We start from the raw sequence: 14,037 nt of genomic DNA, 5'->3' as shown, positions 1-14,037 counted from the left end.
ACGTTAAAGCTCGCTTTCGGATGAAAGCGGACGACTCCACAGTAACGAAGCACGTGAGGCGCGTCTGTTAATTGCCCCACTCAACCGGATAGCAAACACCTCAGCGTCCCGGCGACAGGCCGAGGATACGCGCCGGCAACAGCACGACGGCGCGCAGCAGCGCAAACACGGCCTCGACGCCGATTCCCAGCAGGCGCAAGGGCAGGAGCAGCAGCCAGACCAGGGGATAAGCGAGCAGCGCCAGCAAGGCCAGCGGCCAGCACAGGAAGAGTAAAAGCAGCCACAGCAGGAAGCCCAGCATCGCACGCTCCGGTCAGGTTGACGAGCGGCCAGTGTAGGCAAGCCGCCCCGTCCTTGCCACCGACGTGCGACGAATGGGGTCCGTGCGGGGCCGAACTGCCGCAAGCGCCGACGAGCGGGCCACGGCCGGCATCATCCCGGCAGGCAGCGCCAGCGCCATACACGGGAACGTAGCGAGAACTCAGCGGCTGGCGTTGCGGATCGTCTGGGCCACGCGCGTCTTGCCGGCCCGCTCGGCGAGCTGTTCCGGCGTGAGTCCCTCGCTGTTCTTCAGCGAGGGCTTCGCCCCGTGCTTCATGAGCAGCAGCGCGGTATCGTCCTTGCCTTCGCGCGCCGCCATCATCAGGGGCGTATAGGCGCCGCTTTTCAGGGGCGAGGCCTGGTCGATCCTGGCGCCGTGCTTCAGCAGCAGTTCCACGATCCCGTTGTCGCCGGCCGCCGCCGCGTAGTGCAGCGCCGTCCAGCCCGGCTGGTTGACCTTCGCTCCCTTCGCCAGCAAGGCCTCGATCACCGGCCGGTTGCGCTTGAAGGCCGCCATCATGAGTGCGGTATTGCCGTTCGCGGCCTTTGCTTCGAGATCGGTGCCAGGGTGAGCGAGGAAAACCTCCACTACGCGCATCGCGTCTTCACGCACCGCCAGCACCAGGCCAGGTTCGCCGCCGAGGGGATTCAACTGGTTGGCATTCACCACGCTGCCGATCATGGCGTTCACGGTCTTCGCATCGTCGAGCTGGACCGCGCGGAAGAAGGCAGTCAGCTGGCGCCCATCCGGTGCGGCCGGGGCGGCTAAGGCCGGGACGGCATGGACCAGGCCGGCGCCGGCGCACATTGCGAACAACATACCTTGAAGGAGAACGCGGCGCTTGCGGATCATGTCAGGCCCTGGCGTGCTGGAACAGGTTGAAGAAGTTCTCGGAGGTGCGGTCCGCCACTTCGCGCAGCGGCACGCCTTTCAGGTTGGCGATGAACTCGGCCACGTGCGGCACGTAGCCCGGCTCGTTCACCTTGCCGCGGTAGGGCACCGGGGCCAGGTAGGGCGAATCGGTTTCGATCAGGATGCGTTCCAGCGGAATCGTGCGCGCCACTTCCTGCAGGTCCTTGGCGCTCTTGAAGGTCACGATGCCGGAGAAGGAAATATAGAAGCCCATCTCGATGGCCGCCTCGGCCACTTCCAGCGACTCGGTAAAGCAGTGCATCACCCCGGCCACGCCCCCCTCTTGCACCGCCGCGCGCTCTTCCTGCAGGATGCGGATGGTATCGGCGCTGGCCGAGCGGGTATGGATGATCAGTGGTTTACGCGTTTCGCGCGATGCCTGGATATGCGTGCGGAAGCGCGCGCGCTGCCACTCGAGGTCGCCTTCCAGGCGGTAATAGTCGAGGCCGGTTTCGCCGATGGCGATGATCTTCGGATGGTCCGCCAGCTCGACCAGCTGCTGCACGCTGGGCTCGGGCGTGTCCTCGTAGTCGGGATGGACGCCGACCGAGGCGAAAATGTGGGGATATTGCTCGGCCAGGGCGAGCACCGAGGGAAATTCCGGCAGATTGACCGACACGCACATGGCGTGCGTGACCTTGTTCTCGGCCATCTTGGCCAGGATCTCGGGCATCCGAGCGGCCAGCTCGGGGAAATTGATGTGGCAGTGGGAATCGATGTACATGCTGACATTGTAAAGGCAGGCGCCCGCGCGTGCCATGCCGGCCCGTGCAGGCTATGTCTGGGCACGGCGCCGGCGCCAGGCCCGCGCATCGAATGCGGACTGCATCCTGGCTTTCTTTGCGGTCGTTTTCGTTGTGTATGACGTCGAGGTGCGGCCCGCTTTGGAACGCCGACCGATCCTGTTTTCGTCTCCAAGGCAAGCGCCAGCTGCACTCGGCCGTGTCGATCGTCCGCTACCGGCCAAGCGCATGCACTCAGGAGCTGCTGTGAGCCAAATGAATCAGAGGATAAGGTCGTCCCTGCCCGTCCAGTGGAGAGCGGCCTGTCCGTTTAAAGCCCATCTTCTCGTAAAACCCGATCGCTTGACCGTTCTGCTCATTGACATCCGTTGTCATTGCCGGGTCAAGCGTCAGGCCGTGACGGACCAGCGCCGCACCAACGCCCATCCCTCTGAAGGCAGGGTCAACGAACAGTGCCTCCATGTGGCCCTCATCGATCAGCATGAATGCCTGGGGATAATCGTCAGCATCCACTGCCAGCCAGAGCACGGCTTTCGGGAGGAAGTCGCAGACCAGTTCTTCGATGGCTTGACGGTCTTCCGGCTTCAGGAAATCATGTGTAGCATCGACTGCGCGGCGCCAGATGTCGATAGCACGTGCGCCCTCTTCGGGACGGGAAAGTCGAATGGTGGTCATTGTCTGGTAGTGAGTGTTCAAAAAAAAAGGCAGCCGTAGTCCAGTCGGACGGTTTTGTCAGGCCTTCTTAATCGGCGACCCGCTTGCCGAGAATGATCAGGTCGCGCTCGACCCCATCCAGGTTCGCCACACGCGGGAAATTAGCCCAGGTATCGAAGCCGAACTTGCGGAACAGCGCCAGGCTCGGTGCGTTGTGACCGAAGATGAAGCCCAGCAGCGTGTGCACCTCGATCTGCGGCGCAAAGGCGATTGCCTGCTCCAGGCAATACTTGCCCAGCCCCTTGCCGCGCCAGGCTTCGGCAATGTAGATCGACAGCTCCGCCGTACCCGAATACGCCGGGCGGCCGTAGAAATTCGAGTACGACATCCAGCCGATGACTTCCGGGTTTGCCGCAGCATTTTCCGCACCATCGTCGGCGGCGTGGATGGTCCACAGCGGGCGGCGCTCCGGCGTGTGGTCGTTGAACCAGGCCACGCGCGACTCGACCGACACGGGTTCGGTGTCGGCGGTGACTTCGCGCGAAGCGATGGTGGAATTGTAGATGTCGACGATGACGGGCAAGTCGTCGCGGCGGGCGAGGCGGTGAACGTAGGACGGCATGAAGGAAAAAAGAAAGTTACAGGGTATGGGTGGCGCGCGAGGAGCGCAACGCGGCGCCGAGGATTTCTTCGATGCGGGCCTTGGCGCGCTGGCCGGTCTCGTCGGCCGGGAAATGCACGCCGACGCCCTTCGCCTTGCTGTTGTTGGCGCCGGCCGGGGTGATCCAGGCCACTTTCCCGGCGATCGGGTACTTGGCCGCATCTTCCATCAGCGACAGGATGAGGTAGATCTCGTCGCCGATCTTGTAGGGCTTGTTGGTCGGCACGAACAGGCCGCCGTTCTTCAGGAAGGGCATGTAGGCGGCGTACAGGGCCGCCTTTTCCTTGATCGACAGCGACAGCACCGCCGGCCGCGGCAGCAGCGAAGCATTCGGGTCGGTGGTGTTGCCGCTCGTGTTTCCGCTCATTGCGTTCCTCTCAAACGGGGCTGCAGCAGGATGTGTAATCGAGCAGCATGTCTTCGACGAACAGTTTAGCCGACAACGGGTGATCCGCCACCGCGCGCCGTTCGTTTGCGGACTTCACCGCACGCAACACATTCCCAGTGTGCACGTTGCCGGCCAGGGCGGCAAGTTCCTTCTGGTAGCGCGGATAGTAACGCACTACACCGGACAATTTCATCGACAACAAATCGTACAGCCAGCGCTGCTGCCAGGCCACCAGCGCCGCCAGCGGCGTCTTGCTGAGCTTTTCGGCATTGCGCAGCGCGCTCTCGGCCGACGGCCGCGCCAGGAAATGCAGCAGGGCCTCGAGTTCCTCGCGGCTGCCGGTCTCGGCCTGGGTGCGCGCCGCCAGCGGGGCGCCGCCTTCCTCGCGCAGCCAGCTGTCGGCATCCGGCACGCCCTGCTCCTTCAGCCAGGCCAGCGCGGCCGGGTGGTCGGGCATCGGCAGCGCGAACTTGCGGCAGCGCGACAGGATCGTCGGCAGCAGCCGGTCGAGCCCGTTCGAGGCCAGCAGGAACACGGTGCCCGGCGGCGGCTCTTCCAAGGTTTTGAGCAGGGCGTTCGAGGCCGGCATGTTCAGCGCCTCGGCCGGATACAGCACCACCACCCGCAAGCCTTGCCTGTGGGTCGAGATGTTCATGAAGTCCGCCAGGTTGCGGATCTGCTCGATCTTGATTTCTTTCGAGGGCGCCTTGGCCGACTTGGATTTCTTCTCGCCCTCCGTACTGCCCCCTTCTTCGCCTTCCGGCGCGGGGTCGTCTTCCAGCGCTTCCGGCCGCACGCGCCGGTAGTCGGGATGGTTGTGCTGGACGAACCAGCCGCAGGACGCGCAGGCGCCGCAGGCATGGCCGTCGGGCTGCACGTTTTCGCACAATAAAGCTTGCGCAAAGGTCTCGATGAAGTCGGCCTTGCCGATGCCGGCCGGGCCATGGAACAGGATGGCGTGCGGCAGGCGCTCGCGCATCTGCTGCAGGCGGGTCCAGGCGGTTTGCTGCCAGGGGTAGATCACAAGAATTTCTCCAGGGCCTCGCGGAGAGTCTGCTGCGTGGCCTCGATGCTGCGGGTCGAATCGACGACGATGAAACGGTCCGGGAACTGCGCCGCGCGGCGCAGGTATTCGGCGCGGCAGCGCGCAAAGAATGCGCCCTGCTCCTGCTCGAACTTGTCCAGGGTGCGGGTGGCGTCCAGCCGTTCGCGCGCCACTTCCAGGGGCACGTCGAACAGCAGGGTCAGGTCGGGCTGCAGCTGCGGGTGGACCCAGGCTTCCAGCGCTTCCATCTTGGTGCGGTCCAGGCCGCGCCCGCCGCTCTGGTAGGCGAAGCTGGCGTCGCTGAAGCGGTCCGACAGCACCCAGGCGCCCGAGGCCAGGCCGGGTTCGATCACTTGCGCGATATGCTCGCGGCGGCTGGCGAACATCAGCAGGGCCTCGGTTTCCAGGTGCATGGTTTCGTGCAGCAGCAGGTCGCGCAGCTTTTCGCCGAGCGGCGTGCCGCCCGGTTCGCGCGAGGCAACGACCGTCTTGCCATGCGACTTGATCAGTTCGGTGACGAAGCCGATGTGGGTGGACTTGCCGGCGCCGTCGATGCCCTCGAAGGTGATGAACTTGCCGCGCACGGGATTCTGCACACTAGTCATGGCCGCGACACTCCCCGCTGGTACTGGTTCACGGCGCGGTTATGGTCGTTCAGGTTGTCCGAGAACTGACTGGTGCCGTCGTTGCGCGAGACGAAATACAGAGCGTCGGTCTTGGCCGGCGCCATGGCCGCGGCCAGCGACTGCACGCCCGGCAGCGAGATCGGCGTCGGCGGCAGGCCGTAGCGGGTGTAGGTGTTGAACGGGGTGTCGGTCAGCAAATCCTTCTTGGCGATCTTGCCCTCGTAGCGCAGGCCCATGCCGTAGATCACGCTGGGGTCGGTCTGCAGCATCATGCCGGTACGCAGGCGGTTCACGAACACGCCGGCGATCATGGCGCGCTCGCTCTTCTGGCCGGTTTCCTTTTCCACGATCGAGGCCATGATCAGCGCCTCGTACGGATTCTTGTAGGGCAGGTTCGGGTCGCGCTTTTCCCAGGCCGCGTTCAGGCGGTTCACCAGCATCTGGTGCGCCTGGCGGTAGATCTGCAAATCGCTCGAACCCTTGGCGAACAGGTAGGTGTCGGGGAAGAACAGGCCCTCGGGCTGCTTGAACTCCGGGCTGATCTTCGCCATCAGCTCGGTATCCGACATCTGCGCCGTTTCGTGGCGCAGTGTCTTGGTGGCGGCGATCGCCTCGCGCATCTGGCGGAAGGTCCAGCCTTCGATGATGGTCACGGCTTCCTGGGCGAATTCACCGCGCACCAGCTGCGTGAGCAGGCGGCGCGGCGTGGTGTTCGGCTTGAGCTCGTAGCTGCCGGCCTTGATGCGCCCGCTGTCGCCGGAAAAGCGCGCCAGCAGCTGGAACAGGAAGGGGTTCACGGGCACGCCGGCCTTGGCCATCTGCTGGGCAGCGGCGTTCACGCCGCTACCCGGGGTGATGGTGAATTCGATCGGCGGCTCGGCCGTGGTCAGCGGGTGGCCCGACCACCAGGCGAATCCGCCGGCCGCCGCGACTGACACGATCGCGCCGGTAAAGATGAGTTTTTTTATCAGTGCCATTCTGTTTTTGGTTTGAACGAGCCCGCGCAAGCCGATGCGCAGCAGGTTTGCGAGGCTCCGTTTTTTCGCCGTCTCCGGCGCGATTCGCTCGACAACTCTATAATGAGGCCGTAATGATATAGCCTAATCGCACAGCATATTGCATTTATGAGCAACTGGACAGACTATCTGGCGTCGCACGGCGCCCGCTTCCATATCGACGAAGCGACCCAGGCCGAAGACTTCGGCCGCACCCTTACCGCAGACGAGCTGGCGGCCGGCTTCGTCGCACCCGTGACCGACCTCGGCCTGATCGCCGTGGCCGGCGAGGATGCGGCAGGCTTCCTGCACAACCAGCTCACCAACGACGTCGAGCACCTCGGCACGGGCGAAGCGCGCCTGGCCGGGTATTGCACGCCGAAGGGCCGCTTGCAGGCGACTTTCCTGTACTGGCGTGATGCGGATGCGGTCTACCTGCAGCTGCCGCGCGCGATCCAGGCGCCGCTGCAAAAGCGCCTGAGCATGTTCGTGCTGCGCGCCAAGGCCAAGCTGCGCGATGCGACCGCGGAAGATGCCTTCGCGGCCGTGCTCGGCATCGGCGGCGCCAAGGGCGAAGCCGCGCTGCGGGCCCAGGTGAGCGAGCTGCCGGCCGCGCCCTACGGCAAAGTTACCGGCGCGCATGGCACGGTGATCCGCCTGGCCGACGCCTTCGGTGCGCCGCGCTACCTGTGGGTGACGTCGTCCGCTACCGCCGAAGCGGCGTTTCCTGCCCTGGCGGGTGAGCTGGCGCTCGGCGGCAACGCGGCCTGGCAGCTGGCCGCCATCCACGCCGGCGTGCCGCAGGTGACGCAGCCGACCCAGGAGCAGTTCGTGCCGCAGATGATCAACCTGGAATTGCTGGGCGGCGTGAACTTCAAGAAGGGCTGCTACCCGGGCCAGGAAATCGTCGCGCGCAGCCAGTATCTCGGCAAGCTGAAGCGCCGTACGGCCCTTGCCACGGTCGAGAACGCCGCCGCGCGTGCCGGCGACGAAGTGTTTGCAACCGCCGACCCGGACCAGCCCTGCGGCATGGTGGTCAACGCCGCGCCGAACGGCCGCGGCGGCGCCGACTTGCTGGTGGAAATGAAGCTGGCCGCTCTGGACGAAGACGTGCGCCACGGCTCGGCCGCCGGCCCGGCCCTGCGCTTCCAGCCTTTGCCGTACGCGCTCGATGCGCTCGACGTCTAGCATGGTCGACCTGTACGTGTATTACAAGGTGCCGCAGGCGAACGCCGCGCGGCTCGAACCGCCCGTGCGTGCGCTGCTGGCGCGCCTGGGCGCCGACACCGGTATTCACGGCCAGCTGAAGCGCCGCCCGGAGAGCAAGGACGGCGTGCAGACCTGGATGGAAGTGTTTCCCGGCGTCGACGCCAATTTCTCCGCCCTGCTGGAATCGTATGCACTCGAGGCCGGTATCGCCGGTTTGATCGACGGTCCGCGCCGGGCCGAGGTTTTCGTGGAGTTCACATGTGCCTGATCGTCTTTGCCTGGCGTGTCATCCCGGGCGTGCCCGTCATCGCCGCCGCCAACCGCGACGAATTCTATGACCGTCCGGCAGCCCCGGCCGCGCCCTGGCCGGAGAACCCGAACGTGATCGCCGGGCGCGACCTGGAACACGGCGGCAGCTGGATGGGCATCACGCGCGAAGGGCCGGACGGCCCGAAGTTCGCCGCCCTGACCAATATCCGCGCGCCGCACGAGGTGCGTCCGGACGCGCCCTCACGCGGGGCGCTGGTGGCCGACTTCCTGAAGGGTTCGCTGTCGGCGGCGGACTACCTGGACGTGATCCGCGAGCGCGGCGACATCTATAACGGCTACAACCTGGTGCTGGGCGATGCGAAAGCCCTGTACTGGTACTCGAACCGCGCCGGCGACGATGCGCGCAACGGCCAGCCGCTCGAAGAAGGCCGCATCTACGGCATCTCGAACAGCCTGCTGGATGCGCCGTGGCCGAAGGTCACGCGCACCAAGGCGCAGTTCGCCAGCCTGCTGTGCCAGGGCGCGCCGGAAGATGCCTATTTCGAGATGCTGGCCGACACCACGCGCGCGCCGGACATGCGCCTGCCGGAAACCGGCGTGCCGCTCGACCTGGAGCGGGTGCTGTCGGCGGTGTGTATCGAGACCGCCGGGTATGGCACGCGTACGTCGACGGTGGTGAAGCTGTACGACGGCGCGCCGGCGGAGTTGCACGAGCGTATCTTGCGGCCGTAGGGTGGACCGGGCCGCGAGAGGCGGGTCGCCCGTCCACGCCTCCAGCTGCGCTTACAACTTACCGCGCAAGATCTCGCGCACGTGCGGCGTGGCCGCGTACGGATCGGGCGGGTTCTTCGCCCCCACGATCGCCTCCATGCGCTCGGTCACGCCGCCGAGCGCGTGCGGATGCGAGAAGATGTAGAACTGCCCGTCGCGGATCGCATCGAAGGTCATGCGCGACACATCCCGCGCCGAGACCTTGCCCGATTCCACCGCCTTGACGGTCAACGCCTGGGCCGCGATCTGGCTGTTGGTCGGCCCGCCCTCGGCCTTCAGCTCTTCCGGACGGTTGCGGTGCGAATGGCTGATCCCGGTCGGCACGAAATACGGGCACAGCACCGAGGCGCCGATCGGCGCGTTCACCAGCTGCAAGTCGTGGTACAGCGTTTCCGACAGCGACACTACCGCATGCTTCGACACGTTATAGACGCCCATCGCCGGCGCATTCAGCAGCCCGGCCATCGAGGCCGTGTTCACGATATGCCCCTCGAACGACGGATCCTTCTTCGCGCATTCCAGCATGGCGCGGGTGAACACGCGCACGCCGTGGATCACGCCCCACAGGTTCACGCCCAGCACCCATTCCCAGTCCTCCGCGCTGTTTTCCCAGATCAGCCCGCCCGAACCGACGCCGGCGTTGTTGAACACCAGGTGGATGCCGTGGAAGCGCGCCACCGCCGCATCCGCCAGCTCCTCCACGTGGGCCGCCTTGCTGACGTCGCACACCATCGCCAGCACCTCGACACCCTGGGCCAGCAAGGCGTCGGTCGTCTTTTCCAGGGCGTCGGCCTGGATGTCGGCCAGCACCAGCTTCATGCCGAGGCTGGCCGCCGTGTCGGCGAATTCGCGTCCCAGGCCACTGCCCGCGCCGGTGATGACGGCAACTTTTCCGCTGAAATTCTTCATGTCGTTTCCCCTTCAGACTGCGGACACGCCGCCGTCGACCGCCAGGATCTGGCCCGTGATGTGCTTGCCGGCGTCGGAGGCGAACAGCACCACCGCACCCTTCAAGTCCTCGTCGTCGCCCAGGCGCGCCAGTGGCGCATCCTTGGCCAGCACGTCGGCGCCGATGGTCGCCAGCACGCCCTTGGTCATTTTAGACGGGAAGAAGCCCGGCGCGATCGAGTTCACGGTAATGCCGTGGCGGCCCCATTCGCCGGCCAGTGCGCGCGTGAAGTTCACGATCGCACCCTTCGAGGTGTTGTAGGCGATCGTGCTCATGGTGCCCGGCGGATTCCCGGCCAGCCCGGCAATCGAGGAAATGTTCACGATGCGGCCGTAACCGCGCGGGATCATCGACAGCTTGCCCACCGCCTGGCTCACCAGGAAGATGCTGCGCACGTTCAGGTTCATCACCTTGTCCCAGGCGTCGAGCGGGTGCTCCTCGGCCGGGGCGCCCCAGCTGGCGCCGGCGTTGTTGATCAGGATGTCGATCTGGCCGAGGCGGCGCAGCGCTTCCTCGACAAAGGGCTGCACGTTCGCCTCGTGCGACAGGTCGGCCGCGATTGCCGAGGCCTCGATGCCTTTCGACGTCAGGTGCGCCACGGCGATGTCGAGTTCTTCCTGCTTGCGCGAGGAAATGACCAGGCGCGCGCCCTGCTCGCCGAGCGCTTCGGCCATTTGCAGGCCGAGCCCGCGCGAGCCGCCGGTCACGAGGGCGGTCTTGCCTTGCAGTGAAAAGAGTTCCTGGGTAGTGCGCATGCTGTCTCCGTTGTTATTGATCTGCTTGGGTCAGACTTCGTAATCCATGCACTGGCGCTCGTCGCGCACCGCCTTGAAGAAAGGCATCAGCGCCTTGTGCGTGGGGTGATTGGCGTAGGCTTCAAGGGCGTCGCGGCTCTCGAAGGCCGAATTCAGGATCACGTCGTAGGTGGCTTCCAGGCCCGGCTGGGCCAGCGCCACCTCGAACTGCAGGATGCCCGGCACGATGGCCGCGCACTCGTCCAGGCGGCGCTTCATTTCCCGGGCATTGCCCAGCCGGTCGGCGCCCTCGGCCTCTTCCTTCAGTTTCCACATCACGATGTGCTTGATCATATGTTTCTCGAATCTATTGCGTCATTTCAGATGGTTTTACGAATCACAGAAGGCTTACAGCACCTCGAACAGCCCCGCCGCGCCCTGGCCACCGCCGATGCACATCGTCACCACCACGTACTTCACGCCGCGCCGCTTGCCTTCGATCAGCGCATGGCCGACCAGGCGCGCGCCGGACACGCCATACGGATGGCCGACCGCAATCGCGCCGCCGTTCACGTTCAGGCGCTCCATCGGAATGCCGAGCGTGTCGGCGCAGTACAGCACCTGCACGGCAAAGGCTTCATTTAGTTCCCACAGGCCGATGTCGTCCACGGTGAGGCCCGCCTTTTGCAGCAGCTTCGGCACCGCATACACCGGGCCGATACCCATCTCGTCCGGCTCGCAGCCGGCCACCGCAAAGCCGCGGAACACGCCGAGCGGCGCCAGCCCCTTCGCTTCGGCCATGCGCCGGCTCATCACGATCGACACCGAGGCGCCGTCCGAGAACTGGCTGGCATTGCCCGCGGTGACCACGCCGCCCGGCAGCGCGGTGCGGATTTTGGCCACGCCCTCGAGCGTGGTATCGGCGCGGATGCCCTCGTCGGCGGCGATCGTCACTTCGCGCGTGAGCAGGCGGCCCGAGGCCTTGTCGGCCACGCCCATCACGGTCGTCATCGGCACGATCTCGGCGTCGAAGCGGCCTTCGAGCTGGGCAGCGGCCGCGCGCAGCTGGCTCTGCACGCCATAGATGTCCTGGCGCTCCTTGGCGACGCCGTAGCGCTTGGCCACCATCTCGGCGGTCTGCAGCATCGACCAGTAGATTTCCGGTTTCTGCGCGCGCAGGGCCGGGTCGCGCAGCATGTGGGTATTCATTTCCTGCTGCACGCAGGAGATCGACTCGACGCCGCCGGCCGCGAAGATCTCGCCTTCGCCGGCCAGCACGCGCTGGGCCGCCAGGGCAATCGTCTGCAGCCCGGAAGAACAGAAGCGGTTGACGGTCATGCCCGGCACCGTCACCGGGCAGCCGGCGCGCAGCGCAATCTGGCGCGCGATGTTGCCGCCGGTGGCGCCTTCGGGATTGGCGCAGCCCATGATCACGTCCTCGACCTCGCCGGCCTCGATGCCGGCGCGCGCGATGGCGGCGGCCAGCACGTGGCCCCCGAGGCTGGCCCCATGGGTCATGTTGAAAGCCCCTTTCCACGACTTGGCCAAGCCGGTGCGGGCGGTCGAAACGATGACGGCGTCTTGCATTCTGGTCTCCCTGGTTGTTGGTATTCGATCAAACCAGAATAGCACAGATAAGTACGGTCGTTCGCAAATATCAAGGCTTGCGCCTCATCATATGCAGCCGGGATTTCGAGGGGCGAAACGCGGTCCAATGTTCAGTACGGGACAGTGGGAAGCCGGGGTCGCGCCGGCCCAGGCGGCATGGCCGCGGCAAGGTCAAGCGGCCCCCTCAAACCTTAGTAAGTTTGCAGTAAGTTTGGAGCAAGCATGACGTAAGTTTGGCGGTCCACACTCCGTTCAGCTGACCAAGTATCGGCTAGTCGCAGACTTTATTACTACACGGAGACAACAACATGGCTATCACACCCGGCATGACCGCTGGCGGCAAGGCAGTGCCTTCCTCCCAGGGAATGACCAAGGAAGAACGCAAGGTGATCTTTGCGTCCTCGCTTGGCACCGTATTCGAATGGTACGACTTCTACCTCTACGGTTCGCTTGCCGCCATCATCGGCAAGCAGTTCTTCCTCGGCGACCCGACCACCTCCTTCATCTTCGCACTGCTCACCTTTGCCGCCGGCTTCATCGTGCGTCCTTTCGGCGCCCTCGTGTTCGGCCGCCTCGGCGACATGATCGGCCGCAAGTACACCTTCCTGGTCACCATCCTCATCATGGGCGGCTCGACCTTCCTCGTCGGCCTGCTGCCGGGCCACGCCTCGATCGGCATCGCAGCGCCGATCATCCTGGTCACCCTGCGCATCCTGCAAGGCCTGGCGCTGGGCGGTGAATACGGCGGCGCAGCCACCTACGTGGCCGAGCACGCTCCTGAAGGCAAGCGCGGCGCCTTTACCGCCTGGATCCAGACCACCGCGACCATGGGCCTGTTCCTGTCGCTGCTGGTCATCCTCGGCACCCGTACCGCCGTCGGCGAAGAAGAATTCCTGGCCTGGGGCTGGCGTATTCCCTTCCTGCTCTCCGTCCTGCTGCTGGGCATCTCCGTCTGGATTCGTATGTCGATGAACGAGTCGCCGGCATTCGCCAAGATGAAGGCCGAGGGCAAGACCTCGAAGCGTCCGCTGTCGGAAGCCTTCCTGCAATGGAAAAACGCGAAGATCGTCATCCTGGCCCTGGTCGGCCTGACGATGGGCCAGGCCGTGGTCTGGTACACCGGCCAGTTCTACGCGCTGTTCTTCCTGACCCAAACCCTGAAGATCGACGGCCCGACCGCGAACATCCTGATCGCCATCGCCCTGCTGCTGGCCACCCCGTTCTTCCTGGTCTTCGGCGCGCTGTCGGACAAGATCGGCCGCAAGTGGATCATCCTCGGCGGCTGCGTCATCGCCGCGGCCACCTACTTCCCGATCTTCAAGGCCATCACCCACTACGGCAACCCGGCCCTGGAGCAAGCCATCAACTCGGCGCCGGTCGTCGTCGTCGCCGACCCGGCATCGTGCAACTTCCAGGTCGACCCGAGCGGCACCCGCAAATTCCCGGCTTCCTGCGACATCGCCACCCGCGTGCTGACCAACGCCTCGGTCAACTACACGACCGTCGACGCGCCGGCCGGCACCGTGGCCACCATCAAGGTCGGCGACAAGGTGTTCCAGTCCTTCAACGCCAACATGACCGCCGACGGCCTGAACTTCGACGCCGACAGCAAGGCCCGCGAAGACGCCTTTAAAAAGGAAATCACCGGCGCCCTGAAATCGGCCGGCTATCCGGACAAGGCCGACCCGAACCAGATCAACAAGCCGATGGTCGTGCTGCTGCTGTTCATCCTGGTGCTGTACGTGACCATGGTCTACGGCCCGATCGCCGCCATGCTGGTCGAAATGTTCCCGACCCGCATCCGCTACAGCTCGATGTCCCTGCCTTACCACATCGGTAACGGCTGGTTCGGCGGCCTGCTGCCCACCATCTCGTTCGCCCTGGTGGCAGCCAACGGCAACATCTACTACGGCCTCTGGTACCCGATCATCATCGCCCTGATCACCGTCGTGATCGGCGCCCTGTTCGTTCGCGAAACCAAGGACAACAACATCTACGCCGCCGACTGAGTTTTATCGGCTTAGTAGAAAGCAAAATGCCGCTGGAAACAGCGGCATTTTTTGTTTGTTCCAACACCAGTACATTCGATGAGGCCTGGGTCATCACCCGTACGGTTGGCACCCCGTGCCCACGCGGTACGCACGTCACCG

At 65.1% G+C, this 14,037-nt stretch carries 17 protein-coding genes; 4 read left to right on the top strand and 13 right to left on the bottom strand.

Features of this window, described 5'->3' with window-relative positions:
* Nucleotides 1–100: 100 nt before the first annotated feature.
* The 9 genes from LK540_RS03340 to mltG form a co-directional block, all read right to left on the bottom strand.
* Nucleotides 101–301, bottom strand: coding sequence for a hypothetical protein (locus LK540_RS03340; protein ID WP_229435605.1), 201 nt, complete (start codon nt 299–301; stop codon nt 101–103).
* A gap of 180 nt (nt 302–481) precedes the next feature.
* Nucleotides 482–1,141, bottom strand: a complete 660-nt coding sequence (locus LK540_RS03335) for an ankyrin repeat domain-containing protein (RefSeq protein WP_229435604.1) — start codon at nt 1,139–1,141, stop codon at nt 482–484.
* A gap of 34 nt (nt 1,142–1,175) precedes the next feature.
* Nucleotides 1,176–1,958 (bottom strand): TatD family hydrolase, encoded by a 783-nt coding sequence (locus LK540_RS03330; RefSeq protein ID WP_229435603.1) that lies wholly within the window; start codon nt 1,956–1,958, stop codon nt 1,176–1,178.
* 253 nt (nt 1,959–2,211) lie between these two features.
* Nucleotides 2,212–2,652, bottom strand: a complete 441-nt coding sequence (locus LK540_RS03325) for an acetyltransferase (protein WP_229435602.1) — start codon at nt 2,650–2,652, stop codon at nt 2,212–2,214.
* Nucleotides 2,653–2,719: 67 nt separating this feature from the next.
* Nucleotides 2,720–3,253: a GNAT family N-acetyltransferase gene (locus LK540_RS03320; RefSeq protein ID WP_229435601.1), complete on the bottom strand. Its 534-nt coding sequence runs from the start codon at nt 3,251–3,253 to the stop codon at nt 2,720–2,722.
* 16 nt (nt 3,254–3,269) lie between these two features.
* Nucleotides 3,270–3,659 (bottom strand): PilZ domain-containing protein, encoded by a 390-nt coding sequence (locus LK540_RS03315; protein ID WP_229435600.1) that lies wholly within the window; start codon nt 3,657–3,659, stop codon nt 3,270–3,272.
* Nucleotides 3,660–3,669: 10 nt separating this feature from the next.
* Nucleotides 3,670–4,659 carry a DNA polymerase III subunit delta' gene (holB, locus tag LK540_RS03310; protein ID WP_229435916.1) on the bottom strand — a complete coding sequence of 330 codons (990 nt, stop codon included), beginning with the start codon at nt 4,657–4,659 and terminating at the stop codon, nt 3,670–3,672.
* A gap of 41 nt (nt 4,660–4,700) precedes the next feature.
* A complete protein-coding gene (gene tmk / locus LK540_RS03305; protein WP_229435599.1) occupies nt 4,701–5,330 on the bottom strand; it encodes a dTMP kinase in 630 nt (209 codons plus the stop codon).
* Entirely contained in the window at nt 5,327–6,328 is a 1,002-nt protein-coding gene (gene mltG / locus LK540_RS03300) for an endolytic transglycosylase MltG (protein ID WP_229435598.1), read from the bottom strand. Before mltG ends, tmk begins: the two co-directional genes overlap by 4 nt.
* A 147-nt stretch (nt 6,329–6,475) precedes the next feature.
* On the opposite strand from mltG, the gene LK540_RS03295 reads away from it, so the two are divergent.
* The 3 genes from LK540_RS03295 to LK540_RS03285 are packed head-to-tail and all read left to right on the top strand — an operon-like array spanning nt 6,476 to nt 8,557.
* Nucleotides 6,476–7,534 (top strand): folate-binding protein YgfZ, encoded by a 1,059-nt coding sequence (locus LK540_RS03295; protein ID WP_229435597.1) that lies wholly within the window; start codon nt 6,476–6,478, stop codon nt 7,532–7,534.
* Nucleotide 7,535: 1 nt separating this feature from the next.
* The gene (locus LK540_RS03290) at nt 7,536–7,823 is read left to right on the top strand and encodes a DUF4936 family protein (protein WP_229435596.1); all 288 of its coding nucleotides are present in this window, start codon (nt 7,536–7,538) and stop codon (nt 7,821–7,823) included.
* On the top strand, nt 7,814–8,557 hold the full coding sequence (locus tag LK540_RS03285; RefSeq protein ID WP_229435595.1) for an NRDE family protein: 744 nt from the start codon (nt 7,814–7,816) through the stop codon (nt 8,555–8,557). Before LK540_RS03290 ends, LK540_RS03285 begins: the two co-directional genes overlap by 10 nt.
* 51 nt (nt 8,558–8,608) lie before the next feature.
* Here the strand turns inward: LK540_RS03285 and LK540_RS03280 are convergent, their stop codons facing one another.
* Genes LK540_RS03280 through LK540_RS03265 form a run of 4 tightly spaced genes read right to left on the bottom strand, consistent with a single transcriptional unit; the run spans nt 8,609 to nt 11,866 of the window.
* Complete coding sequence (locus LK540_RS03280) at nt 8,609–9,505, bottom strand: SDR family oxidoreductase (RefSeq protein ID WP_229435594.1); 897 nt, start codon at nt 9,503–9,505, stop codon at nt 8,609–8,611.
* Nucleotides 9,506–9,517: 12 nt separating this feature from the next.
* Nucleotides 9,518–10,300 (bottom strand): SDR family oxidoreductase, encoded by a 783-nt coding sequence (locus LK540_RS03275; RefSeq protein ID WP_229435593.1) that lies wholly within the window; start codon nt 10,298–10,300, stop codon nt 9,518–9,520.
* 30 nt (nt 10,301–10,330) lie between these two features.
* On the bottom strand, nt 10,331–10,633 hold the full coding sequence (locus tag LK540_RS03270; protein WP_229435592.1) for a Dabb family protein: 303 nt from the start codon (nt 10,631–10,633) through the stop codon (nt 10,331–10,333).
* Between the two features lie 54 nt (nt 10,634–10,687).
* Nucleotides 10,688–11,866: an acetyl-CoA C-acyltransferase gene (locus LK540_RS03265; protein WP_229435591.1), complete on the bottom strand. Its 1,179-nt coding sequence runs from the start codon at nt 11,864–11,866 to the stop codon at nt 10,688–10,690.
* A 329-nt stretch (nt 11,867–12,195) separates the two neighbouring features.
* On the opposite strand from LK540_RS03265, the gene LK540_RS03260 reads away from it, so the two are divergent.
* Nucleotides 12,196–13,896 (top strand): MFS transporter, encoded by a 1,701-nt coding sequence (locus LK540_RS03260; RefSeq protein WP_229435590.1) that lies wholly within the window; start codon nt 12,196–12,198, stop codon nt 13,894–13,896.
* Nucleotides 13,897–14,037 lie beyond the last annotated feature (141 nt).

This window comes from Massilia sp. IC2-278 (assembly GCF_020708045.1).
GTDB lineage: Bacteria > Pseudomonadota > Gammaproteobacteria > Burkholderiales > Burkholderiaceae_D > Telluria.
This window is presented reverse-complemented; position numbering and strand designations above follow the sequence as displayed.

Bases quoted from the DNA above. Each gene is read 5' to 3' on its own strand.
- LK540_RS03340 (WP_229435605.1), bottom strand. From the start codon at position 301: ATGCTGGGCTTCCTGCTGTGGCTGCTTTTACTCTTCCTGTGCTGGCCG.
- LK540_RS03335 (WP_229435604.1), bottom strand. From the start codon at position 1,141: ATGTTGTTCGCAATGTGCGCCGGCGCCGGCCTGGTCCATGCCGTCCCG.
- LK540_RS03330 (WP_229435603.1), bottom strand. From the start codon at position 1,958: ATGTACATCGATTCCCACTGCCACATCAATTTCCCCGAGCTGGCCGCT.
- LK540_RS03325 (WP_229435602.1), bottom strand. From the start codon at position 2,652: ATGACCACCATTCGACTTTCCCGTCCCGAAGAGGGCGCACGTGCTATC.
- LK540_RS03320 (WP_229435601.1), bottom strand. From the start codon at position 3,253: ATGCCGTCCTACGTTCACCGCCTCGCCCGCCGCGACGACTTGCCCGTC.
- LK540_RS03315 (WP_229435600.1), bottom strand. From the start codon at position 3,659: ATGAGCGGAAACACGAGCGGCAACACCACCGACCCGAATGCTTCGCTG.
- holB (WP_229435916.1), bottom strand. From the start codon at position 4,659: ATGCGCGAGCGCCTGCCGCACGCCATCCTGTTCCATGGCCCGGCCGGC.
- tmk (WP_229435599.1), bottom strand. From the start codon at position 5,330: ATGACTAGTGTGCAGAATCCCGTGCGCGGCAAGTTCATCACCTTCGAG.
- mltG (WP_229435598.1), bottom strand. From the start codon at position 6,328: ATGGCACTGATAAAAAAACTCATCTTTACCGGCGCGATCGTGTCAGTC.
- LK540_RS03295 (WP_229435597.1), top strand. From the start codon at position 6,476: ATGAGCAACTGGACAGACTATCTGGCGTCGCACGGCGCCCGCTTCCAT.
- LK540_RS03290 (WP_229435596.1), top strand. From the start codon at position 7,536: ATGGTCGACCTGTACGTGTATTACAAGGTGCCGCAGGCGAACGCCGCG.
- LK540_RS03285 (WP_229435595.1), top strand. From the start codon at position 7,814: ATGTGCCTGATCGTCTTTGCCTGGCGTGTCATCCCGGGCGTGCCCGTC.
- LK540_RS03280 (WP_229435594.1), bottom strand. From the start codon at position 9,505: ATGAAGAATTTCAGCGGAAAAGTTGCCGTCATCACCGGCGCGGGCAGT.
- LK540_RS03275 (WP_229435593.1), bottom strand. From the start codon at position 10,300: ATGCGCACTACCCAGGAACTCTTTTCACTGCAAGGCAAGACCGCCCTC.
- LK540_RS03270 (WP_229435592.1), bottom strand. From the start codon at position 10,633: ATGATCAAGCACATCGTGATGTGGAAACTGAAGGAAGAGGCCGAGGGC.
- LK540_RS03265 (WP_229435591.1), bottom strand. From the start codon at position 11,866: ATGCAAGACGCCGTCATCGTTTCGACCGCCCGCACCGGCTTGGCCAAG.
- LK540_RS03260 (WP_229435590.1), top strand. From the start codon at position 12,196: ATGGCTATCACACCCGGCATGACCGCTGGCGGCAAGGCAGTGCCTTCC.